Source organism: Pseudomonas sp. SG-MS2 (genome assembly GCF_009933855.1).
Lineage (GTDB): Bacteria > Pseudomonadota > Gammaproteobacteria > Pseudomonadales > Pseudomonadaceae > Aquipseudomonas > Aquipseudomonas putida_E.
Genome location: NZ_MOMO01000263.1, coordinates 1 through 25876 on the forward strand (window position 1 = coordinate 1; position 25876 = coordinate 25876).

The 25876-nt window shown below is 60.4% G+C and carries 27 protein-coding genes and 1 pseudogene; 7 read left to right on the plus strand and 21 right to left on the minus strand.

The genetic code is table 11. The annotated features are described in order from the left end of the window. Positions 1-209: 209 nt before the first annotated feature. The 13 genes from BLX42_RS25260 to BLX42_RS25320 all read right to left on the minus strand — a co-directional run bounded on the left by BLX42_RS25260 (position 210) and on the right by BLX42_RS25320 (position 13532). Positions 210-1697: a SulP family inorganic anion transporter gene (locus BLX42_RS25260; RefSeq protein ID WP_161872887.1), complete on the minus strand. Its 1488-nt coding sequence runs from the start codon at positions 1695-1697 to the stop codon at positions 210-212. Positions 1698-2101: 404 nt separating this feature from the next. Next, positions 2102-2992, minus strand: coding sequence for an alpha/beta hydrolase (locus BLX42_RS25265; RefSeq protein ID WP_161872888.1), 891 nt, complete (start codon positions 2990-2992; stop codon positions 2102-2104). Positions 2993-3149: 157 nt separating this feature from the next. Then, positions 3150-4493, minus strand: coding sequence for an OprD family outer membrane porin (locus BLX42_RS25270; protein WP_161872889.1), 1344 nt, complete (start codon positions 4491-4493; stop codon positions 3150-3152). An 84-nt stretch (positions 4494-4577) separates the two neighbouring features. After that, positions 4578-5507: an alpha/beta hydrolase gene (locus BLX42_RS25275; protein WP_161872890.1), complete on the minus strand. Its 930-nt coding sequence runs from the start codon at positions 5505-5507 to the stop codon at positions 4578-4580. 67 nt (positions 5508-5574) lie between these two features. Further along, positions 5575-6594, minus strand: a complete 1020-nt coding sequence (dmpG, locus tag BLX42_RS25280; protein ID WP_161872891.1) for a 4-hydroxy-2-oxovalerate aldolase — start codon at positions 6592-6594, stop codon at positions 5575-5577. Between the two features lie 2 nt (positions 6595-6596). Then, the gene (locus BLX42_RS25285; RefSeq protein ID WP_012313898.1) at positions 6597-7544 is read right to left on the minus strand and encodes an acetaldehyde dehydrogenase (acetylating); all 948 of its coding nucleotides are present in this window, start codon (positions 7542-7544) and stop codon (positions 6597-6599) included. Between the two features lie 64 nt (positions 7545-7608). Then, the gene (locus BLX42_RS25290) at positions 7609-8040 is read right to left on the minus strand and encodes a RidA family protein (RefSeq protein ID WP_161872892.1); all 432 of its coding nucleotides are present in this window, start codon (positions 8038-8040) and stop codon (positions 7609-7611) included. Between the two features lie 3 nt (positions 8041-8043). After that, the gene (locus tag BLX42_RS25295; protein WP_039601368.1) at positions 8044-8814 is read right to left on the minus strand and encodes a 2-keto-4-pentenoate hydratase; all 771 of its coding nucleotides are present in this window, start codon (positions 8812-8814) and stop codon (positions 8044-8046) included. Between the two features lie 10 nt (positions 8815-8824). Continuing rightward, positions 8825-9607 carry a 2-keto-4-pentenoate hydratase gene (locus BLX42_RS25300; protein ID WP_161872893.1) on the minus strand — a complete coding sequence of 261 codons (783 nt, stop codon included), beginning with the start codon at positions 9605-9607 and terminating at the stop codon, positions 8825-8827. Further along, positions 9604-11076, minus strand: a complete 1473-nt coding sequence (locus tag BLX42_RS25305) for a 2-hydroxymuconic semialdehyde dehydrogenase (RefSeq protein WP_161872894.1) — start codon at positions 11074-11076, stop codon at positions 9604-9606. Before BLX42_RS25305 ends, BLX42_RS25300 begins: the two co-directional genes overlap by 4 nt. A gap of 224 nt (positions 11077-11300) precedes the next feature. Beyond that, on the minus strand, positions 11301-12119 hold the full coding sequence (locus BLX42_RS25310; protein WP_161872895.1) for a tRNA U-34 5-methylaminomethyl-2-thiouridine biosynthesis protein: 819 nt from the start codon (positions 12117-12119) through the stop codon (positions 11301-11303). Between the two features lie 38 nt (positions 12120-12157). Then, positions 12158-13075: a tRNA U-34 5-methylaminomethyl-2-thiouridine biosynthesis protein gene (locus BLX42_RS25315; RefSeq protein ID WP_046787098.1), complete on the minus strand. Its 918-nt coding sequence runs from the start codon at positions 13073-13075 to the stop codon at positions 12158-12160. Positions 13076-13103: 28 nt separating this feature from the next. Next, on the minus strand, positions 13104-13532 hold the full coding sequence (locus BLX42_RS25320) for a RidA family protein (RefSeq protein ID WP_161872896.1): 429 nt from the start codon (positions 13530-13532) through the stop codon (positions 13104-13106). A gap of 250 nt (positions 13533-13782) precedes the next feature. Here BLX42_RS25320 and BLX42_RS25325 point away from each other — a divergent pair, with 250 nt between their 5' ends. Then, entirely contained in the window at positions 13783-14271 is a 489-nt protein-coding gene (locus BLX42_RS25325) for a MarR family winged helix-turn-helix transcriptional regulator (RefSeq protein WP_039601371.1), read from the plus strand. Positions 14272-14415: 144 nt separating this feature from the next. Here BLX42_RS25325 and BLX42_RS25330 read toward each other — a convergent pair whose 3' ends face one another. Next, entirely contained in the window at positions 14416-14970 is a 555-nt protein-coding gene (locus tag BLX42_RS25330) for a TetR/AcrR family transcriptional regulator (RefSeq protein ID WP_039601372.1), read from the minus strand. Between the two features lie 129 nt (positions 14971-15099). On the opposite strand from BLX42_RS25330, the gene BLX42_RS25335 reads away from it, so the two are divergent. The 5 genes from BLX42_RS25335 (at position 15100) to BLX42_RS25355 (ending at position 18576) form a co-directional block, all read left to right on the plus strand. Further along, a complete protein-coding gene (locus BLX42_RS25335; protein ID WP_161872897.1) occupies positions 15100-15939 on the plus strand; it encodes an alpha/beta fold hydrolase in 840 nt (279 codons plus the stop codon). 63 nt (positions 15940-16002) lie between these two features. Then, a complete protein-coding gene (locus BLX42_RS25340) occupies positions 16003-17004 on the plus strand; it encodes an NADP-dependent oxidoreductase (protein ID WP_161872898.1) in 1002 nt (333 codons plus the stop codon). 119 nt (positions 17005-17123) lie between these two features. Next, the gene (locus BLX42_RS25345) at positions 17124-17537 is read left to right on the plus strand and encodes a thiol-disulfide oxidoreductase DCC family protein (protein WP_161872905.1); all 414 of its coding nucleotides are present in this window, start codon (positions 17124-17126) and stop codon (positions 17535-17537) included. Further along, positions 17522-18082, plus strand: a complete 561-nt coding sequence (gene folE / locus BLX42_RS25350; protein WP_161872899.1) for a GTP cyclohydrolase I FolE — start codon at positions 17522-17524, stop codon at positions 18080-18082. The genes BLX42_RS25345 and folE overlap by 16 nt, the downstream gene beginning before the upstream one ends. 35 nt (positions 18083-18117) lie before the next feature. Beyond that, the gene (locus BLX42_RS25355; RefSeq protein ID WP_161872900.1) at positions 18118-18576 is read left to right on the plus strand and encodes a DUF3429 domain-containing protein; all 459 of its coding nucleotides are present in this window, start codon (positions 18118-18120) and stop codon (positions 18574-18576) included. A gap of 36 nt (positions 18577-18612) precedes the next feature. Here BLX42_RS25355 and BLX42_RS25360 read toward each other — a convergent pair whose 3' ends face one another. The 5 genes from BLX42_RS25360 to galB all read right to left on the minus strand — a co-directional run bounded on the left by BLX42_RS25360 (position 18613) and on the right by galB (position 22770). Next, positions 18613-18999: a cupin domain-containing protein gene (locus tag BLX42_RS25360; RefSeq protein WP_046787094.1), complete on the minus strand. Its 387-nt coding sequence runs from the start codon at positions 18997-18999 to the stop codon at positions 18613-18615. 71 nt (positions 19000-19070) lie between these two features. Next, positions 19071-19895 carry an AraC family transcriptional regulator gene (locus BLX42_RS25365; protein WP_119688713.1) on the minus strand — a complete coding sequence of 275 codons (825 nt, stop codon included), beginning with the start codon at positions 19893-19895 and terminating at the stop codon, positions 19071-19073. A 270-nt stretch (positions 19896-20165) separates the two neighbouring features. Then, the gene (locus tag BLX42_RS25370; RefSeq protein WP_161872901.1) at positions 20166-21278 is read right to left on the minus strand and encodes a 4-oxalomesaconate tautomerase; all 1113 of its coding nucleotides are present in this window, start codon (positions 21276-21278) and stop codon (positions 20166-20168) included. A gap of 2 nt (positions 21279-21280) precedes the next feature. Further along, the gene (locus BLX42_RS25375) at positions 21281-21997 is read right to left on the minus strand and encodes a 4-carboxy-4-hydroxy-2-oxoadipate aldolase/oxaloacetate decarboxylase (protein WP_161872902.1); all 717 of its coding nucleotides are present in this window, start codon (positions 21995-21997) and stop codon (positions 21281-21283) included. After that, entirely contained in the window at positions 21994-22770 is a 777-nt protein-coding gene (gene galB, locus BLX42_RS25380; protein WP_119688716.1) for a 4-oxalmesaconate hydratase, read from the minus strand. The genes BLX42_RS25375 and galB overlap by 4 nt, the downstream gene beginning before the upstream one ends. A gap of 118 nt (positions 22771-22888) precedes the next feature. Here galB and BLX42_RS25385 point away from each other — a divergent pair, with 118 nt between their 5' ends. After that, positions 22889-24082, plus strand: a complete 1194-nt coding sequence (locus BLX42_RS25385) for a LysR family transcriptional regulator (RefSeq protein ID WP_161872903.1) — start codon at positions 22889-22891, stop codon at positions 24080-24082. A gap of 14 nt (positions 24083-24096) precedes the next feature. Here the strand turns inward: BLX42_RS25385 and BLX42_RS25390 are convergent, their stop codons facing one another. Together BLX42_RS25390 and BLX42_RS25395 are read right to left on the minus strand one after the other, a co-directional pair. Further along, positions 24097-25344: an OprD family porin gene (locus BLX42_RS25390; RefSeq protein ID WP_161872904.1), complete on the minus strand. Its 1248-nt coding sequence runs from the start codon at positions 25342-25344 to the stop codon at positions 24097-24099. Between the two features lie 127 nt (positions 25345-25471). Continuing rightward, positions 25472-25876: pseudogene (locus tag BLX42_RS25395) on the minus strand (gallate dioxygenase); the annotation flags it as partial.

A 25876-nucleotide genomic window follows, 5' to 3' on the forward strand; every position in this document is an offset into this window, starting at 1 on the left:
GAGACTAGAATCCACATTGGCCATGTGCAACGAAAAATGGGCGGCGGCAGTATCTTTGGGAAGTGCCCTACAGGAAAGGGGTTGAATCTGATTTTCTTCGTGGTCAGTAGCAACAGTATGTATCGCCTGAGCTCGTCACCGTCCAATCATCGTCCTGGATGGCCACAGCATCGCCGCAGCCGTGTTGCTCACCAGAATCTGTTTTCTTCTCAGTGGCTCATGAGTCTGTCGATGGCACCGGGCTTGTCATGCACGCCGAAGCGGTCAACGATGGTTGCGCTGGCTTCATTGAGGCCGAGCACTTCAACCTCAGCGCCTTCACGGCGGAACTTGATCACGACCTTATCCAGCGCTGCAACGGCGGTGATGTCCCAGAAATGCGCCTGTGTGAGATCGATGGTGACTTTGGCGAGCGCTTCCTTGAAGTCAAACACTTCGGTGAACTTGTCCGCAGAGCTGAAGAACACCTGGCCGACCACGTGGTAAGTGCGCTGCGATCGCGCTTCGTCCAGTGTGCTGTTGATGTCCAGGTAGTGCCCGACCTTGTTCGCAAAGAAGAGGGCGGCCAGCAGCACGCCTACCAGTACGCCGTAGGCCAGGTTGTGAGTGGCCACGACGACCACGACGGTGGCTATCATGACGAGGTTGGTAGAAAGCGGATGGTCTTTCAGGTTGCGCAAGGAATCCCAGCTGAAGGTGCCGATGGACACCATGATCATGACTGCGACAAGTGCCGCCATAGGGATTCTGGAGAGCCATTGGCCGAGAAATACCACCATCAGCAGCAGGAAAACACCGGCACACAGTGTCGAGAGACGGGTGCGCCCACCGGATTTCACGTTGATGATCGACTGGCCGATCATGGCGCAGCCAGCCATGCCGCCGAGCATCCCGGCAGCTATGTTGGCGATGCCTTGCCCCTTGCATTCTCGGTTCTTGTCGCTGGTGGTGTCGGTCAGGTCATCGACGATCGTTGCGGTCATCATGGACTCAAGCAGGCCTACTACGGCCAGGGCTGCTGAGTACGGGAAGATGATGCGCAGGGTTTCAACGTTCAGTGGCACCTCAGGCCAGAGAAAAATCGGCAGCGTGTCCGGCAGTTGGCCCATGTCACCCACGGTACGGATATCCAGGCCGAGATAAATGGCAATTGCGGTCAGGGTCAGGATGCACACCAGGGGGGAGGGGATCAGTTGGCCGAGCTTGGGCACATAAGGGAATAGATAGATGATGCCAAGGCCTGCTGCTGTCATGGCATAGACATGCCAGGTGACGTTGGTCAGCTCAGGTAGCTGCGCCATGAAAATCAGTATCGCCAGAGCATTCACAAAACCGGTCACCACTGAGCGCGAGACGAAGCGCATCAGGGAACCAAGCTTCAGGTAACCGGCAAGAATCTGGAGAACCCCGCATAGCAAGGTCGCAGCCAACAGGTATTGCAGCCCGTGCTCTTTCACCAGCGTGACCATCAGCAGTGCCATTGCGCCGGTTGCTGCCGAAATCATGCCGGGGCGTCCACCGACGAAGGCGATGACAGCACAGATACAAAAGGATGCGTACAGGCCAACCTTGGGGTCGACGCCGGCGATGATGGAAAACGCGATGGCTTCAGGTATCAGCGCAAGTGCGACAACGATGCCCGCGAGCACATCTGCGCGGACGTTGGAAAACCACGTTTGTCTAAGGTTTTGCAGCATAGAAAATATCCAAGGCAAAGCATCGCGCACGCCAATGCAGTGGCGTGCGAACCGATACATATTCAAATTTTGAGGATTTTTTTGCTGTGTGCTTAAGGTGAGAAACCAGGCGTACAGCAGAGTGCGCCCGCGAGCGAGGCTAGCGGAGCAGGGTGTTGCGAGGGGGCGTAGCGCTAAGGCGGCGTAGGCTGCCAGTAGATCGTCTGGAGTACAGTCATGCTGATGTTCCTGTAGCTCAAGGGAGGATGCGGGCGCAAGCATACAGTAAAACTGTAACTCTTTGCGACCCGCTGGCAGACGCCGGGTGAGCTATGCCAGGTATTGGCCCAGCCAATTATGAGTCGGTCCTGTTTCTCGGGCTCTAATCCTTCGGATGTAACAAGGTGTTGTTCAGGCCTTGCAAGTCACATCGGTCTCGCGTCCATCCCCAGCCATCCAATGATCCGCTGAAACATTGGTCCGCTTCCTGCGGCCAGATCGTCGAGGATATTGAAATGGTCCAGATCCAGTGCCAGCAGCTCCACAGGCATGCCCCGCTCGATGCAGGCTTGGGCATAGTCGATGGTCTGGCGACGGAACTCGGCTGTCTCACGAAGCCCGTAGGGCAGCATCAGAGGTGCCAGTTTCCGGGGAATGTGCAGGATCGGGCTCAGAGCCTCGGCCGACTGCCAGGTAAAATCCAGCGTCCTTGCCAGAAAGGTGTGCGGCAGCGGGCGCAGGTCATACACCCCGCTGACCGCGATGGCGCCCAAGTAGGGCTGTGCGGGCAAGCCATAGTCGCCGACCCAGTCGGTAGCCAGCAGCTCGACCACGCCATGGGCGCCTGCCGAATGGCCGACCACGACGATGCGCTCACGGTCGATGCCGAACCGTTCGGCGTTGCGCCACAGGAAGCTGAACGCCGCGCGGTGCTGGCGCACGATCTCGGCGATGGCGACCTTCGGCGCCAAGGTGTAATTCTCCACAACCGTGACCACGCCTTGCGCGGCCAGGCCCTTGGCGACGTAGCTCCACTCCTTGCTGGTGGTCGCTCGCCAGTAGCCGCCATGGACAAAGAACACCGCCGGGCGCAGCGCCTCGGTGACGCCCTGTGGCGGGAAGAACACATCGAAAGTCTCGTCCAGGGTCGGGCCGTAGGGCACGTCCAACTGGTTGGGCAGTTCGGCGCGCACGGCCTGGCTTTGCGCGATGAACTCCCGCACATAGCCGTCGAAATCCGTCACCGAGGCCTCGATGTCGTATTGCTCGTCGAGTTGGGCGGTGGTGGTGAAGTCGTTGTAAAGAAAGGTTGTCATGCAGGCATGCTCCAGGCACGAACTCTCGAAGGCCAGCCCCTTGGTAAGGGGCCCGCCAGGGTCACGGAAATACCCGCTTGAGCCTGTACGCGCCGCTTTAGGCGCGTACAGGCCCTGCGCAAGATAACGCCAGCGGGCAATAGGGCAGCGTTATCACTTAGAAAATAGAAAAGGGCATTCTGAGAATAACCCTCAGCTCATCAAAGTTACCCTCGGCCTGGTGGCTGCTTGCGCGGTGCCACGCGTAGCCTGCAAGAATACTTCCACCCTTTAATTCGCCAGATTGAAATGTGTAACTCCCTAAAAGGCCGGTTTCGTTATGGCGTTCGTTGTCCTGAAGCAGCGAAGCCGTGTAAACCCCCTTTGGGCCCCCGTCATAGCCCGTTCCATCAATACCCCAGCCCCGGGTGTGCCAGAGTATGCTTTTAAATCCAGGAACGCCGTAAGCAGCCCAGTCATTTATATATTTGACCTGAAAGGAGGTTTCGTTCGGGCCGTTAAAGTAAGAAACCATGGTGTTCGGTAGCTCAATGGCATTTGACTCTTTCGCGAAGTCAAAGAATTCATCACCCACAATTTTCTGAAGGCCGAATTCCACTGAGTGGTTCTTGAAGCGCGGGGTGATGGCCAGACCAAATGCCTGCTGATCGATATGGCCAGCTTCTTCCTTTCCGCTTGATTTCGTATTGTACATCGATAGCTTCACCGATGTGGTGAGCCCTTTCGATTGGAATGTCTGTGCCAGGCCAAAATATTGCCTGTCCCAAATATCCTGAATGCGCGAAATATAAACACTGGTTTTCAAGCCGTTCGCGCTAGTGTGGTCCCCGCCAAAATAAGCGGTCCAATCACTGGTGACCGGGCGCATGGCGTATTGCAGTCCGATGTCTTCGGTGCCTGCAGCATAACGTGGCGCCATTTTTGAGAAGTAACCAGACTTTAACACCAGGCCATCAAAGGATGAGCTTTCAACCGACAGCCCGTCGAAAGAGGCAGGAACAGTACGAGTATCCGAAAAATTCATGACAGGCGTGGCCACCTGATGACGGCCGATTTTTACGTCGGTCTCGGCGGCTCGCAACTTGACTGCGGCAACGCCCAAGCGACTCCATGTAGGTTGTACATCGCCATCGCTGTTCACCAGCATTCTGTTACTACCCCCCGCAGCGTCACCCGTGTCGCGTTCTAACGCGACGACAGAATAGGCAGCAAGGTCCAGTCCTACCCCCACGGGCCACGAGGTGTAGCCGGACTCGAATCCCAATTTGAAACCTTGCTGCCAGGCCACTCGGTCATGCGAAACCTGCGGGCCTTCGTCCGTTTTATACCGATATACGGTGTTGCGTCTCCCGATTTCCTTGGAATACCACTGGCGGGTATCAAGTGTAAGAGAGCTTCCCTCGAAGAAACCGCTTTTCGCCTCGGCCAGTGCTTCAAAGCAACAAACCACTCCAGGTAAAAAGCATGACATGGCGACCACGTTTTTTATGCGGACAGACATAGAGGTAGCCCTCGATTGTTATTATTTGGAAAGGCAGGGTAGGTGGTTATCCCGGCGTGCGATTGCGCCGGGCTAATACTTTTTTTATTGGGCGAGTTCGGTCGTGTATTCGATGATCTTTTTTGTCACTTCGTCATTGGATGTGTCTACGGGCACAAAATGATTGGAAGAACACAGGGCATCATACTTCGAGTTGGCTCCAGCGGCGGTGGCACGCTTCACGTAATCAAGAACGGACGGAAAACGGTCGCTTTGGTTTGTAATGAAAACCTGCGGTACCTTTATGATTGGCATCTGGGTGGGCGATACTTCCTGAAGTCGCGCCTGCAATTCCTTTCCCTGAACGTGGCCTAGCACTTTCGGCTGTATGTCTTTGCCGCGAGGGAGTTGAGCATGCCATGCCAGGTCAACAACCCCGTCCAGCACCAGCACGCCGCTGATCGACAAAGGGTTTTTCACATAGAGCTCAGAGTCCGCCTTTAACAGATTTCGCCCAGCCAACCATAAAGCGTAATGCCCCCCCGAAGAATGGCCGAGTGTCACGGTTCTTCTGAGATCCAAGGGGTATTTTTTGGCCAGTTCGCGTAAATGATCAGCAGCCCCCGCAACGGATTTGAAGGAGTTGGGCCATTCGCCATAGCTGCCTACCCGGCTGTATTCGATGTTCCACGTTGCAAAACCCGCCTTGGTCAGCATATCAGCGACTGGCGCCATGTAATCCAGGCCTACATCAGCGCTCCAACGCCCGCCATGGACGACAATCACCACGGGGAAGGGCCCTTCGCCCTGCGGCAAACGAAGGTCCCCAAAGTTGTCCAAGCCTTTTCCATAAAACTCACGGTGGACGTCACCCATCACCGCAGGTGCACGCTTTACCGTATCTTGGAACAGCGACCATTCCTCCTGCGGGGCAGGTACAGGCAGTGGGCTTTTACAAACAATATTATGTTCGGCCGCACTGATATTCATGGCGACAGAAGCCAGCAACAAAGAAATAGCGGTCTTGTTAATCATTATAAGCCTTTCCTGTCATGCACATTGATGTTCACAAGTTCATTGAATTTTTGCCAAGTGGCAGTGTTCATCCTTGATTGAGCAAATCCAGGGCGACATCGACGATCATGTCTTCCTGGCCACCGATCATGCGGCGCTTGCCCAGTTCAACCAGAATGTCGAAAGTCGACAGGCCGTATTTGGCCGCGGCCGCCTCGGCATGGCGCAGGAAACTTGAATAGACCCCTGCATAACCCAAGGCCAGCGTTTCCCGGTCTACCCGCACCACCCGTTCCTGCAGGGGGCGGACAATGTCTTCGGCGGCATCGATCAGCTTTTTCACGTCGCAGCCGTGGTTCAGGCCCATGCGCTCGGCGGCGGCTGCGAATACCTCGAGCGGTGCGTTGCCGGCCCCGGCGCCCATGCCGGTCAGGCTGGCATCGACGCGATCGCAGCCGTGCTCCAGGGCGACCAGGCTGTTGGCCACGCCCAGGCTGAGGTTGTGGTGGGCGTGCATGCCGGTCTGCGTCGCTGGGTCAAGCACGTCCTTCAAGGCCTTGAAGCGCTCGGCGATGTCCCACATGTTCATCGCGCCACCGGAATCCACAACGTAGATGCATTGTGCACCGTAGCTTTCCATCATTTTGCCCTGCCTGGCGAGGCCAGCCGGGGTCTGCATGTGGCTCATCATCAAGAAGCCCACGGTGTCCATGCCCAGGGACCGGGCGTATTCGATGTGTTGGCGCGAGACATCGGCCTCGGTGCAGTGGGTGGCCACGCGCACGATCCGCGCGCCAGCATCGTAGGCGGCCTTGAGGTCGTGCACAGTGCCAATGCCCGGCAGCAGCAACGTGGCGATACGGGCGCGCTGCACCACTGCGGCTACCGCGGCGATCCACTCAAGGTCGGTATGGGCACCAAAGCCGTAATTGAAGCTCGAACCCTGCAGGCCATCGCCATGGGCGACCTCAATGCTGTCGACGCCGGCTTGGTCCAGGGCCTGAGCGATGCACGCGACCTGTTCCAGGCTGTAGCGGTGACGCACGGCATGCATACCGTCGCGCAGGGTGACGTCTGAGATATGGATCTTTTTGTTCGTGTCGATCATCTTCACAACCCCTGATCAGTGAACTGCGCCTGGGCGATACGTTCAGCGACGGTCAGCGCCGCGCTGGTCATGATGTCCAGATTGCCGGCGTAGGCCGGCAGGTAGTGCCCGGCACCTTCCACTTCGAGATACACCGCGACTTTGATGCCGGTGCTCCAGCCAAGGCCAGGGATGTTCTGCCGGTTGTTCTCGGTGAAGTGCTCGAACTGGACGTGTTGTTTGAGGCGGTAACCCGGCACGTAGCGGTTAACCTCGGCCACGCGCTGCTCGACCGCGTCGACGATGGCTTGGGTGTCGGCGTCCAGTGGCACGAAGCAATACACCGTGTCGCGCATGATCAATGGCGGCTCGGCCGGGTTGAGTACGATGATCGCCTTGCCGCGCGCCGCGCCGCCGACCTCGACGATGGCGCGTGAGGTGGTCTCGGTGAATTCGTCGATGTTGGCACGGGTGCCGGGGCCGGCCGACTTACTGGAGATTGCCGCGACGATCTCGGCGTAATGCACCGGCGCCACGCCCGCCACCGCATGCACGATCGGGATGGTCGCCTGGCCGCCGCAGGTGACCATGTTCAGGTTCGGCTCGTGGGCATGCTCGGCGAAGTTCACCACCGGGACGACATACGGGCCGACGGCTGCAGGGGTGAGGTCGATGATGCGTACCCCATGGGCACGCAGCTTGCTGTCATGCACCTTGTGCGCCCCAGCGGAGGTGGCATCGAAGGCGATGCGGATTTCCTTGAAATTGGGCAGCGCGAGCAGCCCGTCGATCCCGCCTGCGGTGGTGGGTACACCGAGGCGCTCAGCGCGGGCCAAACCGTCTGATGCCGGGTCGATACCCACCATGGCTCCCACCTCAAGCGTATCGGAGCAGCGAAGGATCTTGATCATCAGGTCGGTGCCAATGTTGCCAGAGCCGATGATCGCTACCGGTATGCGAGTAGATGACATCTGTTCTTCTCCTTTGCAGTGCAGACAACCGTATCGGGTGATATCTGCACATCTACGAGTTGGTTCAGCGCAGCGGCTTGTAGGCCACAGCCTTGATTTCGATGACCAGATGCGGATGCGGCAGCTGGTGCACGGCGACGGTGGTGCGGGTCGGTCCGTCGGCATCGAAAAACTGCCCGTACACTTGGTTGTATTGGGAGAAGTCGTTCATGTTGACCAGATAGCTGCACACTTCCACTACGTCCTCCAGGTCGGCACCGACACTGCACAGGATGTCGCGGATGTTGTTCAGCACCTCGCGGGTCTGTGCTTCGATGCATGGGCGTATGCGCCCAGAGGCGTCCGGCTCTGCACCGGCGATGCTGTTGTCCGGGCGCCGCGAGCTGGTGCCAGAGACGAACAGGAAGTCACCGGCACGCTTGACGTGGGGGAAGGCCCCAAGCGGTGTGGCTTTGCCGTCTACTACCCGGGCGTGGGTCTGCGATTTGTCGCTCATGGCTTATTCCTCGCGCAGCGTTTCAAACGCTACGCTTCCCAAGTCCTGAAATTCGCAGCGCACCGCTACGCCTGGGCGAAGCGCCACGGCCGCCGTCGCCGCACCGGCCAGTACCAGGCTGCCGGGCTCGAGCGCCTCGCCTTGTTGCGCCGCCAGGCGCGCTGCTGCTACCAGTGCGCGTACAGGCGCGCCGAGGATCGCCGCCGTGCTGCCCATCTCCACCGCGCGGCCATCGAAACTCATCACAAGCCCCAGGTTGCCCAGGTCAGTGTCCGGGCGCTGCCAGCCGCCGACCACGAAGCCGGACGATGAGGCGTTGTCGGCCACCACGGCGGGCAGCGAGAACTTGAAGTTGCAATAGCGCGAGTCGATCACCTCCAGTGCCGGCGCCACCGCTTCCACAGCGGCCAGGGCCTGCAGCGGCGTAACGTGCCCTTCAAGGCGCTTGCCCAGCAAGAAACACACCTCTGGTTCGACGCGCGGGTGCACGTAGCGAGACAGGTCGATGCTGCCCCCTTCCTCGATCCACATATCTGAGGTCAGCCGCCCCCAGATCAGGTCGGACACGCCCATCTGCGCCATCTTGGCGCGGCTGGTAAAGCCCATTTTGACGCCCACCTGGCGCGCCCCACGGGCCAGGCGCTTCTCGATCAGCAGGCGTTGAACCGCATAAGCCTCTTCCAGGGTCACGGTATCTTCGCCGCCTAATTGCAACGTGGCCTGGGCGTACAGGGCGGCATCGTCGAGGCGCTTGGCAATACGTTCAATTTTCATGCAGATCACCTCAGCTAGCGGAATCGAAACAGGCCCGGACACTGCCCAAACCTTGGATACGTGCCTCGAAAACATCACCGGGCGCAACGCTTACCATTGGCCCCAATGCACCGCTGAGCACCACGTCGCCGGCCCGCAGCGGGGTGCCCGCCTCGACCAGGGTACGGGCCAGCCAGAGTGCAGCATTGAGCGGGTGGCCAAGGCACGCGGCCCCTACGCCGAATGAAACCGGCTCGCCTCGGCGCTCCATGACCATGCCGGCCAGGCGCAGGTCCAGCTCACCGAGCTTCACTGGCCGCTGGCCGAGCACGTACAGCCCTGCCGAGGCGTTATCGGCGATGGTGTCGAGGATGCTGATGTTCCAGTCGGCGATGCGGCTGCCGACCACTTCTATGGCCGGCAACACATAGGCGGTAGCCGCCAGCAGGTCGCTGAGCACGATCTGCTCGCGGTCCAGGTCGTGTTCCAGTACCAGCGCCACCTCAGCCTCACATTTGGCCTGCATGAGGCGGGGCCAGGCGATCGTCTCGCCGTCGCTGATTTCCATGCTATCGAGCAGTGTGCCGAAGTCAGGCTGATTCACACCCAGCTGCTGCTGCACCGAGTGCGAGGTCAGACCGATCTTGCGCCCGGTGATACGTCGCCCGGCACTCACCTGGCGTTGGGTATTGAGCTGCTGCACCTTGTAGGCGTCGGCGATGGCATCAAGCTGATCGCGCACCGGCGACACCGGTTTACCACTTCTTGCCGCTTGGTCGAGCAGGTCGGCCACCTGTTGATGTCGTTCGGTCATTGTTCGCTCTCCTGGTCAATGCGCACGCAGACGTTGGTCAGTTCCGAATAGAAATTCAGCGAATGCATGCCGCCCTCGCGGCCGATACCGGACAAGCCGGCGCCACCGAACGGCGTGCGCAGGTCGCGCAGGAACCAGGTGTTCACCCAGCTGATGCCCACCCGCATGGCTTCGCTGATGCGGTGCGCGCGGCTCAGGTTGCTGGTCCATACCGTCGCGGCCAGGCCGTAGCGGGTGTCGTTGGCGCGGGCGATGACTTCGCGCTCGCTGTCGAACGGGGAAATGTGGCAGATGGGTCCGAAGATCTCCTCGCGCACGCAGCGCGCATCATCCGGCAGGCCCGTAATTACCGTCGGTTCGACCCATGCGCCGTTGTCGCGCGCGTCACCAAAGCGTGGCACGCCGCCACCGGCAATGAAGGTTGCGCCTTCCTGGCGGGCCAGTTCGAAGTAGCTCAGCACCTTGTCGCGGTGTTTGGACGAGATCAGCGGCCCCATCTGGGTCGCGGCTTCGTGAGGCCAGTCAACCTTCATTGTCTTGATGCGCTCTGCAAGGGCAGTGCAGAAGCGCTCGAACAGCGGGCGTTCGACATACACCCGCTCCGAGCACAGGCAGACCTGCCCGCTGTTGAGGAACAGCGCGCGCATCATGCCGTCGATCATCTTGTCGAAGTCGCAGTCGGCGAAGATGATCGCCGCGTTCTTGCCACCGAGCTCGAACGACACCGGCTTAACCCCTTCGGCGGCGGCGCGCATGATGGTGGTGCCGGTACGCGATTCGCCGGTGAAGGTGATGGCGCTGATGTCCGGATGGCGCGAAATGAATTCGCCCGCCGAATTCGGGCCGAAGCCATGTACCAGGTTGAACACGCCATCCGGTACGCCGGCGGCTTGCATCACCTCGGCCAGTAGTGTTGCGGTGCCAGGGGTGTCTTCCGAAGGTTTGACCACCACGGCGTTGCCACAGGCCAGTGCGGGCGCAACCTTCCACGTCAGCAACAGCAGCGGCAGGTTCCAGGGCGAGATCACCCCGACCACACCCAAGGGCTTGCGGGCTGCGTAGTTGAGCGCGTAGGCGCCATCTGGCAGGTCCAGGCGATGGCTGTCCAGCGATGCGGTAGCGAGTATGTCTGCGAAGGTGCGGAAGTTGGCGATGCCACGCGGCACGTCGATCACGGAGGCCATGGACAACGGCTTGCCAGTGTCGGCCATCTCGGCGGCAAGGAAGTCCGCCTGGCGGCGTTCCATTTCGTCCGCAATTTTGCGCAGCACGGCCACACGGTCGGCCGCAGTGGTACGGCCCCAGGCGCCGGCAACGGCACGATGCCCGGCTTTGACCGCTTCGTCCACAAGGTCCCCGTCAGCCTCATGGACCAGGGCTACCAGGGAGCCGTCGACCGGGCTGATATCTTCGAAGGTATTTGGGCTCTCGACCCAACGACCATTTACGTAATTGCGATAGTGTTTCATGACTGACCTCGATGACTCGGCTGACAGCGAGCTGTGGCGGGCTCGCGTGATTGCTGCAGGCCTGGCCCGGCGAATCGCGGGCGCAGGCAAGCGCTGCTTGCGTTGCTCGGGCAACGCAAACGGTCCTGGGTGAATGGTTCGATCAGTACGCTTGACGGCCGTGGCTACCGCCGGGTCGGCGCACTTGGCAGGGCAGCGCTAGCGGCTGCGCTGCTGCATACAAGTCAACAGGGGTAAAACTCCACCACGGCGGCACCACTGCCATACAACGCGCCGTAGTGATGAACCTTGGCTCCCTGGAAGCGCCCGCCTAGCGCACCGAGCAGCCAATGGAAATGCTTGAAGCCCATATCGACTCGGGCCTGTGCAGCGTAGGTGGGCAGCGCCTCCCGCAGCCCATCGACGTCACCGGTCTCAATCAGCGCCAGCACCTGACGATTCCAGGCATCTTCCTCGGTGTGTACGATGCGGTCGTCGCAGGGTTCGATTGGCTTGGTGAACAGGCTGCCGGACAAGCCGCCAACCCCGATCACTGCCACACGCTTGTCCTGCTCGGCAGCGCAGGCCACGGCGATCGCCGCCAGTTTTTCGGTGGCTTGGGCGTTGTCATAGAGATTGTTGGACGCCACCACCAGTGGCAGCCCTTCAGTGCCCACACCCAGTGCGGTGCTAGCGACGATCGTGCCAGTGTCAATCGGGAAGCCTTGGTAGTCAGCGCCACGGGCATTCACGCCTTGGGCACGGCATGCTTCGATGCAGGCGTTGGCCAGCGTCACATCGCTGTAAAGGTCATAGGGCAGCTCACCGAATTCGTGCCAGTTTTCGTCGACGTGAATGTCTTGGCTGCGTCGACGGGTCAGCCAGATTTCATCCAGCACTGCGAACCACTGGGTGGAGTAGACAAGCACCACGTCCGGCTCAGAGGCCTTCAACGCGACGCCTGCCTGTTGCATTGCACGCTGAAAACGCTGCCAGTTGGGCACGTCGGGGCACAGCTGGGGCAGTGGGCTGCCAGGAACCAGGAAGGCCGATACAACAGTCATGGTCGTTTCACCTGAGAAATAAGACGGGATTGAAGCGTTCAGATGGCTTGGGTCGCGGCACGAGCGAGGCCGGCCTTGACGAGGTTCCACTCCATCACCGCGTTGCCGGTGCCGATCACCGTCCCGTAGCCGTGCAGTTGCGCCGCCAATTCCGGGTACTGCATGGCTGCGTGCATCCAGGTGAACGCGCCGGACTTCAGTTCGGCGAAGGCCTCGTCAATGAACTGCGGCAGCAGGCGGAACACTTCTTTCATCTCCCCGCGGCGCATGAGGTCAATCATGCGCATGTCCCACTGGTAACCCAGCTGGCTCTGCGGATGCTCCTTGGTCATGTCTTCCGGTGGCTCTGGCTCTTGGTGGAAGTGCCAATGCGACAGGGTATTGGAGGCCAGCAGCACCGCACGTTTGCCAGACTTGATGATTGCTTCGCGAGTGGCCTTGCCCAGTAGATCCATCTCCACCTGGCCTTCTTCCATGCTCAGGTAATACGGCGTGTTGTTGGCCGAAACCGATACCACCGGGATGTCCCACTGCGGGCGGATCATGTGCAGCGTGGTGATAGTGCCGTAGTCGACGCGAAATCGAGGGTTGCGCATCATCTTGGTCTGCAGGCCCACCTTGCGTCCTTCTTCGCAGCAAGCCTCGGCCAGTTCCACATCGAACTTTATCGAGTAGTCGAAGCGGAACAGGTTGGGGAATATGGGGTCGACCGAGCGGCCGGCCAGGTGCTCGACCCCAATGAAGTGGTGTCCCACAGAGGTAATCCAGTGTGGCGAATGCACCAACAGCACATCCGGCTTGAGCGCCTCGACACTCGCGCGCGCCCGTTCGTAGGCCCAGCGCAATTGTTCCCAGCCACCCTTGGCACGCGGCTCGTTCTGCACAGGGTTCTCTGCATAGAGGATATGGGGTGGGTGGGGGGCCAGAAACCCGCTGATAATTTCACCGTTTGCCATGTGGCTTCTCCTGGTTTTATTGTTTGTATCAGGGCAGTGAAGGATCGACCGCGAATTGGAATTCCATCTCGACCAGCGCACCCAGCGGAAGCGCCGTTACCCCTACACTGGTACGTGCAGGAGGGGTCGCACCCTGGAAGAACGCCTCCCAGTGCTGATTGATCAGGCCGAATTGGCCAAAGTCGGCGCAGTAGATCCGCGCCAGCATCAATTGCTCCAGGGCTATTCCCAATTCATCGCACAGGCCTTTGAGGTTGGCCAGGATCTGCCTAACTTCTGCGGCCATGCCGCCTACCACCAGGCCGCCATGGGCTGGGTCGAGCCCAACCATGCCAGAAACGTGGATGAAGCCACCTGCCGATACCACGGGGCTGTAAGCAAAATGCGGTGCGGGTAGCGTCCGGCTGATCAGGGGGGTCCACGCGCTATGTGTTGCCGCAGAGGTCGAGGAAGACATTTTTTGTTCTCTTTAAGTACGTATACGTCCTAAACGAGATAAATCCTATGGCTGGAAAGAGATGCTGTCAATCGATTTGTAGGACAATTCCCCGGCTAAAATCGTACGTGCACTGGCATTTTACTCAGACTTGAATCCTCCTGGCGAAGCGCCAATACTTAACTGGCTGATTTGCCAGACAAATAGTACGTGCACGTACACAGTCATCGATCCCAAGGATCGCAACCCGCAAGGAATGACCGGACAACCAATGCCGCCCATACGCACGCCTTCTCCCGCAAAACTCTCCCCGCAAAGCCAGGCGCTTGTCGATCAATTTCACCTTGAAGACATCGTTTCCCACCTGCTGAGGCGGGCTCACTTCATGGCGGAGGAACGGTTCAACACAGCGTTCGCCGGAGAGTCGATCACCCCCAGACAGAAAGCCGCATTGATTGTGGTGTCGCAGCACCCTGGCCTGACCCAGAACGCACTGGCCGGCCATTTGTTCATGGATCGCAACACTGTTGCTGAAATGGTCAAGAGGCTGTGCGCCAGCGGCATGCTGGTGCGCACCAGCGCCAAGAGCGACCAGCGTGCGTACCAGTTGTATTTGGGCAATGAAGGCGCTGAACTGCTGGAGCGCGTACTGCCGCGTGATGCCGAAGTGGAAAGGAAATTGCTGGAACGGTTGCCTGATGAATACCGGCCGCTGTTCCTGAAGTGCCTGAAGCTGATTGTCTCGCCTGAGGAGGCGTGAGCCGCCCCAGGTTCACCTAGTACCTGAGGTGCCTTGCAACCTCTGGGGCGGCCTTGGAGACCGCTACGGCAATCGCTCTACGCCCGTCGCCAGCCAGAGGGTGGTGAACAATCGGATCGAAATGGCATGGAATCCGCAACAGCCTCAGGACCCCAGCTTGCCCAGAATCTTCTCACGACAAACGCTGAGCACTTCATCAGCCAGTGGAGAGTCGTCCGGGCAGGCGCGAGACAGAACCAAGGCGCCGAGGGCATGTGCGAAGGTATCGATGATTTCAGCACGGCTTGCGCCAGGCTCTTCATTTTTGCCTTGTAAAACCTCCAGCAATTCTTCGATCCCAGCGCCATAAGCAGCTTTGATCTCATTGGGCTGGCGTGCAGCGTCTGCGCCCAGCGCCGCTAGCGTGCAGCCATTGCCTTTCTCATCGCGGTGCTCGCGGGACAGGTAGAAATTGACGAAGTCGGCCAGTTGGATGCCCTGCATCTGCTCGACCGTCTTGTTGATCCCGCAAGTAGCTGCTTCGCCCATCAAATCTGCCTTGGACTTGAAGTGCTTGTAAAACCCGCCATGGGTGAAGCCGGCGGCAGCCATGAGGTCTGCAACACCGACGCCGTCATAGCCGCGCTCGCGAAACAGCCTGGAAGACGTTTCCACGATATGCGCTCGGTTAGCTTGTGCCTGGGCCTTTGTGACCTTCATTTCGTTGCTCTCTCTGCTATCAAGCCAACCAATAGCATACATTGATGATGTTCATCATCAAAGGCGTTGACGGTTTCGATTACGATCATCATCATTAGGTCGTATCTTCCACTGAAAGAGCAAACCGTCATGAGCCATACCCATCTCACCGTTCCGACCCGCACAGTTGAAGTAGGCGGCGACACGTTCACCTACCGCCGCTGGGGCAACCCTTCTGGTGTGCCGCTGGTCTTCATTGCCCATTTCCGTGGCGGGCTCGACCACTGGGATCCGATCATCACTGATGGTCTGGCGGCGGGGCGCGAAGTGATCCTGCTGAACGGTAGAGGTGTGGCTTCATCGTCGGGCACTCCGGCCACCACCATTGAGCAAATGGCGGATGACATTGCAGCAGCCATCAAGGCCTTGGGGCTGACCCAGGTCGACCTGCTTGGTTTCTCCATCGGTGGCTTGCAGGTTCAGGAAGTGGCACTGCGTCACCCTGGGTTGGTGCGCAAGCTTGTGCTGCTCGGCACCGGTCTGCGCGGTGGTGATCCGAGCATGGCAGAGGGTGTGAGAGAGGCCGCTTCGAACCCCGTCCCCACCATCGAAAACTTCCTGTTCCTCTTCTTCGGTCGCTCGGAAGCTGCCAGGAAAGCGGGCCTGGCGTTCTGGGAACGGCGCAACCAGCGTGCCGATCAGGACACCCCAAGCTCGGTTGAGGTGGCAATGGCTCAGGGCGCTGCATTTGCAGCCTATGTCCAGTCGGCACAGGGTGAGAACCGCTTTTCTTACCTCAACGAAATCAGGCAGCCTACCTTGGTGGTCAATGGCGTCGACGACGTCATGATCCCTTCGATCAATTCGTGGCACCTGGTACAGAACATTCCAGATGCCCAGTTGCTGATCTACCCTGACTCCGGTCACGCCGCGCACTTCCAGTTCCCTGAGCGCTTCCTGAAACACGCCCTTCAGTTCCTGGAAGAGTAAGGCAGCGCCTTGCCCGATGACCCAGCCCATCGGGCACGTCTATATTTTTGGAATTTTAAGAACATGAAAGCGTTTCTGATCGATCGCTACGGCAAAGACGTCGTTGGTGATATCACTGAAGTTCCAGAGCCCCGGGTGGATGATTTCGACGTTCTGGTTGAGGTTCATGCCGCAAGCGTGAACGTCCTCGATATCAAAATCAGGAGGGGCGAGTTCAAGCTGGTCCTGCCGTTCAAGATGCCTCTGATCCTGGGTAACGATGTTGCTGGCACTGTGAAACGTGTCGGAGGGAAAGTCAGTCGTTTCCGGGTAGGGGACGAAGTCTACGCACGGGTAGACCAGGCGCGTATGGGTGGCTTCGCCGAGTTCGTGGCGGTCAGCGAATCTGCTGTTTCACTCAAGCCTGCCAACCTGAACATGGAAGAAGCGGCCTCGCTGCCATTGGTGGCTCTCACGGCCTGGCAGGCGTTGGCGGAAATGGCCAAGGTCCAACCGGGCCAGAAGGTTCTGATCCAGGCCGGCTCCGGTGGCGTCGGTAGCATCGCCATTCAGGTCGCCAAGCACCTGGGAGCATTCGTTGCCACAACCACGAGTACCGGCAACGTGTCGTGGGTCAAGGCGCTGGGTGCGGACGTGGTGATCGATTACAAGACGCAGCGCTTCGAGTCGCAGCTGAGTGATTACGATGTCGTGCTCAGCGGACTGGGCGGTGACGTTCTCGAAAAATCTCTCCATGTATTGAAGCCGGGTGGTCAGTTGATTTCCATCTCAGGCCCACCCACCCCCGAGTTCGCAGAACAGCTTCGCCTTTCCTGGCTGTTCAGGCAGGTCGTTCGCTTGATCAGCCGAGGGATCAGGAAAAAATCGGAGCACAAGGGCGTCAACTACAAGTTTCTGTTCATGAGGGCGAGTGGTGCGCAACTGGCTGAGCTGGCCAGGCTGGTTGAAGCCGGGGTCATCAAGCCCGTGATGGATCGCGCCTTCGCGTTGGGCTCGACAGCTGATGCACTGGCATACGTGGCCGAAGGTAGAGCCAAAGGTAAGGTCGTGGTGAAGGTGAAGTGATCACCTGAGCACAAAGGTCAGTGACAGCGGCGTGCGACAGCCAGGTGTACGGCTATATTGCGATTTTCCTGGTTTCGGCTAACTTATACAAAAACCTGTACAAAGATGAGAGGTTGTACATGTATTGTAAGTGGCCCCTGACGCTGTACTTCGATGGCGCTTGTCCCTTGTGCGCCAGGGAGATAGCGTTCCTGCGCAGGAAATCGACCGAGGCAAAGCTCATTCTGGTTGACATCAGTGCTGATGATTTCGATGCAGAGGCATTGAGCTTGTCGGTTGAGCAACTGAGGTCATGCCTGCATGCAAGGTTCGCGAACGGGCACTGGGTCACAGGCTTGGACGCCACCTTGTGGAGTTGGCGGGCTGCCGATGTGGGAGGGTGGGTCGCGCCACTGTCCTGGCGCCCGTTACGCCCCCTGTTTTCAGTTTTCTACAGGCTGTTCTGCCGGTTGAGGCCACACTTGGCCTGGCTACCACATCCCGATGGCGGGCACCGCTGTAGCGGTGAGGAGTCCAAATGTCACATTCGTTAGCCGAGCACTATCATGAAATCCTTGTCGGCGTTGGTGAAAACCCGCAGCGCGAAGGGCTCCTGGAAACGCCCAAGCGTGCGGCCAAAGCGATGCAGTACTTGTGCAACGGGTATGGCCAGAATCTTCAAGAGGTCGTGAACGGCGCTTTGTTCGAGAGTGAAAACGATGAAATGATCGTCGTTCGTGACATAGAACTCTACTCGTTATGCGAACACCACATGTTGCCCTTCATTGGCAAAGCTCATGTCGCGTACCTGCCAACAGGGCGCGTATTGGGGCTTTCCAAGGTCGCGCGCGTTGTTGACATGTTTGCCCGTCGTTTACAGATACAGGAAAACCTGACGCGGCAAATTGCCTATGCCATTCAGGAAGTCACGGATGCCGCAGGGGTTGCAGTCGTGATTGAAGCCAAGCACATGTGCATGATGATGCGCGGTGTAGAGAAGCAGAACTCGGTGATGATTTCATCGGTGATGTTAGGTGAGTTTCGCGACTCCGCTTCGACTCGCCACGAATTCCTCAACCTCATTGGCCGACACAATTGACACGCGATGCTGAGCTGTCGCCAAGGGGTGTCCAAATGAGTTCAGTCACTGCTGCTTTACCTTCAAGCCGCTTTGCAGTGCTGGGTTACGGTGGCTTGCTGCCGTTTGTTGGTTTGACGCTGCTCATCGTTTTTTTTGCTGAATACCGAGGTTTTGCCTCGATCATGCTGGTCAGCTATGGCGCTGTGATATTGAGCTTCGTCGGTGCTCTGCACTGGGGTTTCGCCATGACGTTAGAGGGTTTGCTCGCCAAGCAGCGTCGCGAGCGGCTCGTGTGGAGCGTCATACCGGCCCTGATCGGTTGGGTTGGCACGCTGCTACCTGTGCCATTGGGTTGTTTGGTGTTGACCTTTGGTTTTATCGGTCATCTTTGGCAGGATCGCCAACTGGCGCAAAGTGTGCCTGGGTGGTTCATGCCGATGCGAGTCCATTTGACGGCTGTCGCAAGCCTCTGTTTGCTGCTCAGTGCACTTGTGATAGCAATGGATTTTTGAAACCAGAAGCACTCCTTGATGAGTGATTTCCAGCGCTTAGATCCAGACGTCGTTCACAGCGGTGCGCTCCCCACCTTCATGACCGGTATTCAGAACGCCTCGCGGCTCGATCATCATCAGTTTTGCTTCGCCCTGCGCCGCTGTCCTGTGCTCCACCCCACGTGGCACCACATACAACTCGCCCGGGTTCACATAAACGCAGCCCTCCGGTAAATCGATGCGCAAGGTGCCTTCGAGCACAAGAAACGCTTCGTCGGTTTCCGGGTGTGAATGCCAGATGAATTCACCTTCTATTCGCACAACCTTGAACTGGTAGTCGTTCATTTCGGCGACCACTCTCGGGCTCCACTGCTGGTCGATCAGCGAAGCTTTCTGGGCAAGGTTTACAGGGCATGTTGCAAGTTGCGGGTTGGAGTTGGACATGGCGGATCCTCATGGGTTGAAGTGGCCAGCCTATCGAACCTACACAAGGCGTTCTTGTACGATCCTGCACGTCAGCGGGCAGGTCGCAAGCGCTCCAGCCAGCGCAACGGTGGCACGCCATAGCTACGTGTGAAGTGGCGTGTCATGTGGCTCTGGTCGTGAAAGCCTGCCGCCAGGGCTGCATCAACCAAGGTGAAGCCATCGAGCATCAGCCTGCGCACAGTGTCCAGGCGCCGCAGGGTCACAAAGCGGTAGGGGCTGGTGCCGTAGAGGGCGCGAAAGTCGCGGGACAGGCTCCATTGTTCGCGGCCGCTGGCCTGCTCCAGCATCTGCAGGGTGATGCCCAGGTGGAGGTGCTCCATGATGAATGCCCTGGCGCGCTCGGCCGCGCGGTAATCCAGGCGTTTGCGGCCGCGTGGCTTACCGCCCACCGCACGCAACGCCATCGCCAGGTCGTACACGGCGTCCTGCTCCTCCAGCGTATCCAGCGGGTGGTCCAGTGCTTGCACGAAGGCTTCACTGGCGCGGTACAGACGCGGGTCGCTGGACAGCCCGCCAGCAATGAAGGGCAACGGCTCACCGCCGAGCACGTTCTGGATCAGCGCCGGGTCGATGTAGGCCATGCGGTAGCGAAAGCCCGCTTCAGTCCCGGCCATGCCGTCGTGCACCTCGTCAGGGTGCAGGACCAGCGTATTACCCGGTAGGCCGTGGCACAGCGCCCCTTTGTAGTGAAAGCTCTGCACGCCGGCGAGGGTGCGGCCGATCGAGTATGTGTCGTGACGGTGAGGGTCGTAGCCGTGGCTACCGAACCACGCTTCGATCCGTTCCACACTGCCAGGGTGAGCGCTACGGATGACCCAGTCGGGGGTGGCTGCGTGGCTTGCTTTTCGTTCCATGAATAGACGCTCTCCGACCCAACACTATGCATCCGTCTGTGGCTCTGCGCCCTGTTGCGGCTGAGCGGCTGAGCGCTGGGCGGCAAGCAGCTGCGTTCGCGATTATGCCGGTTTCTTTTTCACTTCGTTCGTGATCTGTGCTTGGTATTTTTTCTTAAGTTCTGAGCATTGTGGTGAAATTTTCTTGTCTGGGATGCAAAAATCTTCAGTTTTGCAACCGAAGCAGTTTTTTTCTTGAGTTTTGATGCGCCGCGCGGGCGGCGCTCGACCTCAAGGGTGCTGAAGAAACTGTGGCAAGCACTGCTGCGGCCCACCCCATACATCCCGCCCAACACACACAACGCCATCAAACAGCAAACGCGCCGTCCTCACCAACCCGCACCCCGTGATCACGCCACGTTCCAAGCTGATCTCCACTGTAAATTCGCCGCTAGGATGCTCCACCGCCAAACGCTGGATATCACCGCCGCACGTGCCGGCAAGCCCCTGTGCAACCGACCCTTCGATCAAACAGGCCGTGGCGACACTCACCGCGCCAAACACCCCGATGGACGCATGGCAACGGTGCGGAATGAACGAGCGGGTATTGACCGTGCCGCCGTTGCGCGGCGCCGACAGCAGGCACATCTTTGGCACATTGCGCTGGCTGACATCACCCAGGTTCATGCGTGGGCCCAGTTGCAGGCGGATGGCTTCCAGGCGCGTTTTCAGTGCACTGTCGGCATCCAGCGTTTCGCACGGCTCGTAGCCGGTCACGCCAAGGTCTTCGGCACGCAGCAGCACCACCGGCATGCCGTTGTCGATGCAGGTCACTTCCACCCCATCGACCCGGTCGCGGCTGTTGCCGGTGGGCAGCAGCGCTCCGCAACTGGCCCCGGCCACGTCGGCAAACGTCACCACCAGCGCCGCCGCCCGGCCCGGCATGCCATCGATACGGGTATCGCCGGCATACTCCACCTGGCCATCGGTGGTCGGCACCTGGGCGACGGCGAGCTGCCCGGTGTTTTCCATGAAGATGCGCACCGGTGTGCTCGCGCCGCTGGCGGCCACCAGGCCGCGCTCGATGGCGAAGGGCCCGACGCCGGCCAGGATGTTGCCGCAGTTCTGCCCGTAGTCCACCCGCGCTTCGTCCACCACCACCTGCGCGAACAGGTAGTCGACGTCGGCGTCATCGCGCTGCGAGGCGCGGATGATGGCGACTTTGCTGGTGAGCGAGTCGGCGCCGCCAATGCCGTCGATCTGCCGGGCATCGGGTGAACCCATCACCGCCAGCAGCACGCGGTCACGCAGCGGGCCAGGGGCGGGCAGGTCGTCATGCAGAAAATAGGCACCCTTGGAGGTGCCGCCACGCATCAGCAGGCAAGGTATGCGGGTCTGGCCCATGTTCAGCCTTCCAGGTCAGTGAGGTGCTCGACATAACGCAGGCCCTTGGCTGCCAGGCGCGGGCGCATCTCGTAAATGTCCAGGCCAAGCTCGCCGGCGGCCAAGCGCAGGCGTTTGCGTTCTTCCAGGTCGGCGCGTTGGGTGGCGGCTTCGAGTACCGCCTGGGCTTCGCCATGGCGCACCACCACGACGCCGTCGTCATCGGCAACCACGATGTCGCCGGCATTGACGAGCTGCCCGGCGCATAGCAGCGGCAGGTTCACCGACCCCAGCACTTCCTTCACCGTGCCTTGGGCGTTGATGGCGCGCGACCACACGGCAAAGCCCATGTCGCGCAGGGTCTGGCTGTCGCGCACGCCCGCGTCGATCACCAGGCCGCGCACGCCGCGGGCCTGCAGCGAGGTCGCCAGCAGGTCGCCGAAATAGCCATCGGTGCACGGCGAGCTGGGCGCCACCACCAGTACATCGCCCGGCCGGCACTGCTCCACGGCCACATGGAACATCCAGTTGTCGCCAGGGGCCACCAGCACGGTAACCGCGCTGCCGGCCACTGCCACACCTTGCTGGATGGGGCGCACGGCGGTATTGAGCAGCCCCTTGCGACCTTGGGCCTCATGCACCGTGGCCACGCCCAGCCGGCCCAAGGCGTCGATCAGTTCCTGCTCGACGCGCGGGATATTACGTACCACGATGCCGGCCTTGCCGATCAGCCCGCTCATGCCAGGTTCTCCGTCACCCGTGGGAACACGCTCTGCAGGCCTTCGGCGTAGACGATGTTGCGTGCGCTGGTGATGCCCACGTTACGCTTGGCCTGCACGCCGCGCTGCAGGGCCACGCGGGTGTAGTACTCCCAGAGGTGTTCCTGGCCGGCCATGCACTGGATGGCGGCATACTTTTTGTCCCACACCGGGGTGATGTCCAGGAAGGTGTCCGGGCGCCATTCGCACTGCTCGGGCTGGTGCGGCTCAAAGGCGTACACGGGCGGTGCGCCAACGATCTTCTCGCCCGGCTTGTAGCCTTCGGCCTGGGCGATGATGCGGGCTTCCTGGGCCAGGTTCATGGCCAGCGGGTGGTCGTAGTTGTAGGGGTCTTTCAACGAATGGCTGAGCACGAACTCCGGTTGTACCCGGCGATACACATCGGCCAGGCGGAACAGGGTGTCCTTGTCGGCGCGCATCGGGTAGTCGCCGATATCGAAGAATTCCACGCTGGCGCCGAGGATTTCGGCTGCTGCCATGGCTTCCTCACGGCGTGCATCCTTGACCTTGGCTTCGGTCATTTCACCCTTGCGCCACAGCTTGGCAGACTCGCCACGCTCACCGAACGACAGGCAAACCACGTGCATGGCATAGCCTTGCTCAGCGTGCAGCGCAATGGCGCCACCGGCACGCCAGACAAAGTCGGCCGAATGTGCACTGACCACCAGGGCGGCTTTTTGTGGGGTATTCATTGTTCGTAGGCTCCTGCAGTGGGGGTTGACGCAGGATGTCATCGGCCTGCGCACTGCACTAATGCGTTCACTTGCAACGGCTATGCGTTTTATTTATTGCCTGGCAAGCGGGGTAGGGGCATAGTCGCCCCAGTCACGAGCCGAGCGCCGGGGAAGCCTTATGATCGACGTCGAACTGCCCAACCTGATGCAAGTACGTGCGTTCATCCGGGTCGCCGAGTTGGGCAGCGTTTCGCGGGCAACGCAGGTGTTGTTCCGTGCTCAGTCCGTGGTCACCCGCGCCATCGCCGAGCTGGAGGCGCGGTTCGCTGTGCCGCTGTTCGAGCGCCATGCCAATGGCATGCGCCTGACCGACTATGGCGAATGCCTGCTGCCGCGTGCACAGCGGGTGCTGGCGGAACTGGACGGTGTGCCGGGGTTGCTGGGCACCGCGCAGGGCGAGCCCCTGTATCTGTTTCAGGCGCGGCGCCTGCAGGTGTTCGTGAAACTCTGTGAAACACGGCACATGCAAACCGTGGCGCGGCACTTCGGCCTTAGCCAGCCGGCCGTCAGTGCTGCGTTGAAAGTGCTCGAAGGCGGGTGCGGGCAGCCCTTGTTCGTGCGCACGTCGCGCGGCCTGCAGCCCACTGTGGCCAGCCGGGACATTCTTTTCCCCATCCGCCGGGCGCTGAACGAGTTGCGCCACATGGACAGTGACCTGAGTGCGATGCAAGGCACCCTGCGCGGGGTGGTGCATGTCGGCGCGTTGCCGTTGGGCCGCTCGCGCATTCTGCCGGAGGCCATTTTGCGTTTTACCGCCCAGCATCCACAGGTCCGGGTGGTGACCAACGAAAGCCCGTTCGACCTGCTGGCAACCGAATTGCGGGTAGGGGATGTGGACTTCGTGCTAGGCGCCTTGCGGCCTCACGACTATGCCAGCGACCTGGTGGGCGAGCCGCTCATCAACGAGGAAATGGTGCTGCTGGCCCGCCGCGGGCACCCGTTGTTGCACACACACCTGACGCTCAAGGGCGTGCACCAGGCGCGCTGGGTGTTGCCGCGGGCCGGGTCGCCGGCGCGCGGGCTGCTTGACAACTGCTTCGCCGCCGCTGGTTTGGCAGCGCCGTGGCCGGTGGTGGAAAGCGCTGATCTGGCGGTTATCCGTGGCCTGCTGGTGCGTTCAGACATGCTGGCGGCGGTGTCTGCGCACCAGTTGGCGTACGAGATTGCCAGCGGCGAGCTGCAACGCCTGCCGCTGGCACTGCCCGGTACTGCCCGCGCAATCGGCCTCATGCAGCGCAGTGGCTGCCTGCAGTCACCGGCGGCGGTCGCGCTGATGGCTTGTATCCGCCAGGTGATCACCGAGCAGGCATGAGCCCGGCAGGTGCTTTACAGCAGGCTCAGCGGGTAGCTGACGATCAGCCGGTTCTCGTCGAAACTGTTGGTGCTGCCCCAGTCCCGGCGCTGGCTTGAGTTGCGCCACTTGAGGTTAAGGGCCTTGAACGGCCCGGACTGGATCACATAGGCCAGTTCGCTTTCGCGGCCCCACTCGGTGCCGTCCTGGGTGCTGGCGTTGTGCACGTTGTCACCGTGGATATAGCGGTTCATCAGGGTCAGGCCGGGTATGCCGAGCACCACGAAGTTGAAGTCGTGGCGCACCTGCCAGGAGCGTTCCCGGGCGCTTTCGTAGCTTGAACCGAAGGCGTCGTTGGCCAGCGTGCCGCCGCTGGCGCCGTTGACCCGGAACCATTCATCATCGCCCATGACCTTCTGCAAGCCGACGTAGAACGTGTTGCCACCCAGCTTCGCCGAGAACAGGCCCGAAGCGGTGCGGTTGTCCAGTTCACCTGCCTTGGCGCCGCCGTCGTCCTTGCCCCAGAAGTAGCCCAGGTTGGCGCCCAGTACCCAGTTGCCCAGCGGCTGTTGATGCTGCACCTGGAAGTAGCGTTGCTGGTAGATGTCTTCCAGCTGGGCGTACCAGGCGCCGACCAAGGTGCGCTCCTGGTTGAAGCGGTATTCGCCACCGGCGAAATTGAAACGGTCCGAGGTGTACGCGGTGCGGGTGAACAGGCTCATGTCCTGCATGCTGGCGTCGTTGCGCGTGCTGTTCTGGCGGAACTGGCCGCCATACAGGCTCAGGCCGGCCAGCTCGTTGGAGGTGACCTGGGCGCCCTGCAAGGTTTGTGGCAGCGAGCGGCCGTCATCGGCGCGTAGGATGGGCAGGGCGGGCGACCATTCACCGACCTTTAGTTCGGTCTTGGAGACCCGCATCTTGCCCGCCAGCGCCGTGCGGCCAAAGTCGTCCGCCGGGCGCCCGTCGTCGTGAACAGGTAGCAATTGCGTGCCGGCGGTGCCCTTGCCGCCATCGAGTTTGATGCTGTAGAGCCCCAGCACGTCGACGCCGAAACCGATCACGCCGGGGGTGAACCCGGACTTGAAGTCGAGGATGAAACTTTGCGTCCATTCCTCGGCTTTGCCTTGGCTCGCCGTGCCCGTGTAGTCGCGGTTCATGTAGAAGTTACGCAGTGTCAGGGTGGCCTTGGCGTCGTCGACGAAACCTTCGGCTGCGGCTTGCAGTGGCAGGCTGGCTGCCAGTGCGAATGCGGAGGCGAGCGGGTACAGGGTAAGGCATTTCATTGTTTTTATTCTCCAGTGATAGGCAAAGCGCTGCCCGCCAGCGGCGCATCGGCGCTGGGCAGGTTGAATCAGGGAGTGGTGTGGCGGCGCGGGGCGCGCCGCCAAAGGATCAAGCGGGCTGCGTCGGTCAGCTGGACGCTTTGCCGGCGACCGAGTAGCGAACCTGCTGGTTGCGGGTCTTCATGAAGTCTTCGATGCTCTGCCCGCGCATGGCTGCGTAGATGTCCAGGTTGGACACACCCAGCACGGCGCCCAGCTTCTCCAGCACGAAGAAGATCACCCCGTAATGGATCAGCCCGCGCCAGTCGCGGCGGCGCAGCAGGTCGCTTTCCTCCTCGCTCAGGCCTGCCTCGCGGTACAGTGCTTCGGGCTCGCTCAGGAAGCGCTGGCGCCACTGCGGCTCGATCATGCGGTGCAGGAACTTGTTCAGGCGGTAGCCTTTGGCACTGCGCTCAAGGGTGTAGGGGTAGGTGCCTTCGAGCTGCTGCGCCCCCGCCAGCTGATGCTGCATGTGCTGGCGGTGACGTTCGTT

What these genes read in the sequence shown, in the direction of transcription:
- BLX42_RS25260 (WP_161872887.1), bottom strand. Translation starts at nt 1,697, where the DNA reads ATGCTGCAAAACCTTAGACAAACGTGGTTTTCCAACGTCCGCGCAGAT.
- BLX42_RS25265 (WP_161872888.1), bottom strand. Translation starts at nt 2,992, where the DNA reads ATGACAACCTTTCTTTACAACGACTTCACCACCACCGCCCAACTCGAC.
- BLX42_RS25270 (WP_161872889.1), bottom strand. Translation starts at nt 4,493, where the DNA reads ATGTCTGTCCGCATAAAAAACGTGGTCGCCATGTCATGCTTTTTACCT.
- BLX42_RS25275 (WP_161872890.1), bottom strand. Translation starts at nt 5,507, where the DNA reads ATGATTAACAAGACCGCTATTTCTTTGTTGCTGGCTTCTGTCGCCATG.
- dmpG (WP_161872891.1), bottom strand. Translation starts at nt 6,594, where the DNA reads ATGATCGACACGAACAAAAAGATCCATATCTCAGACGTCACCCTGCGC.
- BLX42_RS25285 (WP_012313898.1), bottom strand. Translation starts at nt 7,544, where the DNA reads ATGTCATCTACTCGCATACCGGTAGCGATCATCGGCTCTGGCAACATT.
- BLX42_RS25290 (WP_161872892.1), bottom strand. Translation starts at nt 8,040, where the DNA reads ATGAGCGACAAATCGCAGACCCACGCCCGGGTAGTAGACGGCAAAGCC.
- BLX42_RS25295 (WP_039601368.1), bottom strand. Translation starts at nt 8,814, where the DNA reads ATGAAAATTGAACGTATTGCCAAGCGCCTCGACGATGCCGCCCTGTAC.
- BLX42_RS25300 (WP_161872893.1), bottom strand. Translation starts at nt 9,607, where the DNA reads ATGACCGAACGACATCAACAGGTGGCCGACCTGCTCGACCAAGCGGCA.
- BLX42_RS25305 (WP_161872894.1), bottom strand. Translation starts at nt 11,076, where the DNA reads ATGAAACACTATCGCAATTACGTAAATGGTCGTTGGGTCGAGAGCCCA.
- BLX42_RS25310 (WP_161872895.1), bottom strand. Translation starts at nt 12,119, where the DNA reads ATGACTGTTGTATCGGCCTTCCTGGTTCCTGGCAGCCCACTGCCCCAG.
- BLX42_RS25315 (WP_046787098.1), bottom strand. Translation starts at nt 13,075, where the DNA reads ATGGCAAACGGTGAAATTATCAGCGGGTTTCTGGCCCCCCACCCACCC.
- BLX42_RS25320 (WP_161872896.1), bottom strand. Translation starts at nt 13,532, where the DNA reads ATGTCTTCCTCGACCTCTGCGGCAACACATAGCGCGTGGACCCCCCTG.
- BLX42_RS25325 (WP_039601371.1), top strand. Translation starts at nt 13,783, where the DNA reads ATGCCGCCCATACGCACGCCTTCTCCCGCAAAACTCTCCCCGCAAAGC.
- BLX42_RS25330 (WP_039601372.1), bottom strand. Translation starts at nt 14,970, where the DNA reads ATGAAGGTCACAAAGGCCCAGGCACAAGCTAACCGAGCGCATATCGTG.
- BLX42_RS25335 (WP_161872897.1), top strand. Translation starts at nt 15,100, where the DNA reads ATGAGCCATACCCATCTCACCGTTCCGACCCGCACAGTTGAAGTAGGC.
- BLX42_RS25340 (WP_161872898.1), top strand. Translation starts at nt 16,003, where the DNA reads ATGAAAGCGTTTCTGATCGATCGCTACGGCAAAGACGTCGTTGGTGAT.
- BLX42_RS25345 (WP_161872905.1), top strand. Translation starts at nt 17,124, where the DNA reads ATGTATTGTAAGTGGCCCCTGACGCTGTACTTCGATGGCGCTTGTCCC.
- folE (WP_161872899.1), top strand. Translation starts at nt 17,522, where the DNA reads ATGTCACATTCGTTAGCCGAGCACTATCATGAAATCCTTGTCGGCGTT.
- BLX42_RS25355 (WP_161872900.1), top strand. Translation starts at nt 18,118, where the DNA reads ATGAGTTCAGTCACTGCTGCTTTACCTTCAAGCCGCTTTGCAGTGCTG.
- BLX42_RS25360 (WP_046787094.1), bottom strand. Translation starts at nt 18,999, where the DNA reads ATGTCCAACTCCAACCCGCAACTTGCAACATGCCCTGTAAACCTTGCC.
- BLX42_RS25365 (WP_119688713.1), bottom strand. Translation starts at nt 19,895, where the DNA reads ATGGAACGAAAAGCAAGCCACGCAGCCACCCCCGACTGGGTCATCCGT.
- BLX42_RS25370 (WP_161872901.1), bottom strand. Translation starts at nt 21,278, where the DNA reads ATGGGCCAGACCCGCATACCTTGCCTGCTGATGCGTGGCGGCACCTCC.
- BLX42_RS25375 (WP_161872902.1), bottom strand. Translation starts at nt 21,997, where the DNA reads ATGAGCGGGCTGATCGGCAAGGCCGGCATCGTGGTACGTAATATCCCG.
- galB (WP_119688716.1), bottom strand. Translation starts at nt 22,770, where the DNA reads ATGACATCCTGCGTCAACCCCCACTGCAGGAGCCTACGAACAATGAAT.
- BLX42_RS25385 (WP_161872903.1), top strand. Translation starts at nt 22,889, where the DNA reads ATGATCGACGTCGAACTGCCCAACCTGATGCAAGTACGTGCGTTCATC.
- BLX42_RS25390 (WP_161872904.1), bottom strand. Translation starts at nt 25,344, where the DNA reads ATGAAATGCCTTACCCTGTACCCGCTCGCCTCCGCATTCGCACTGGCA.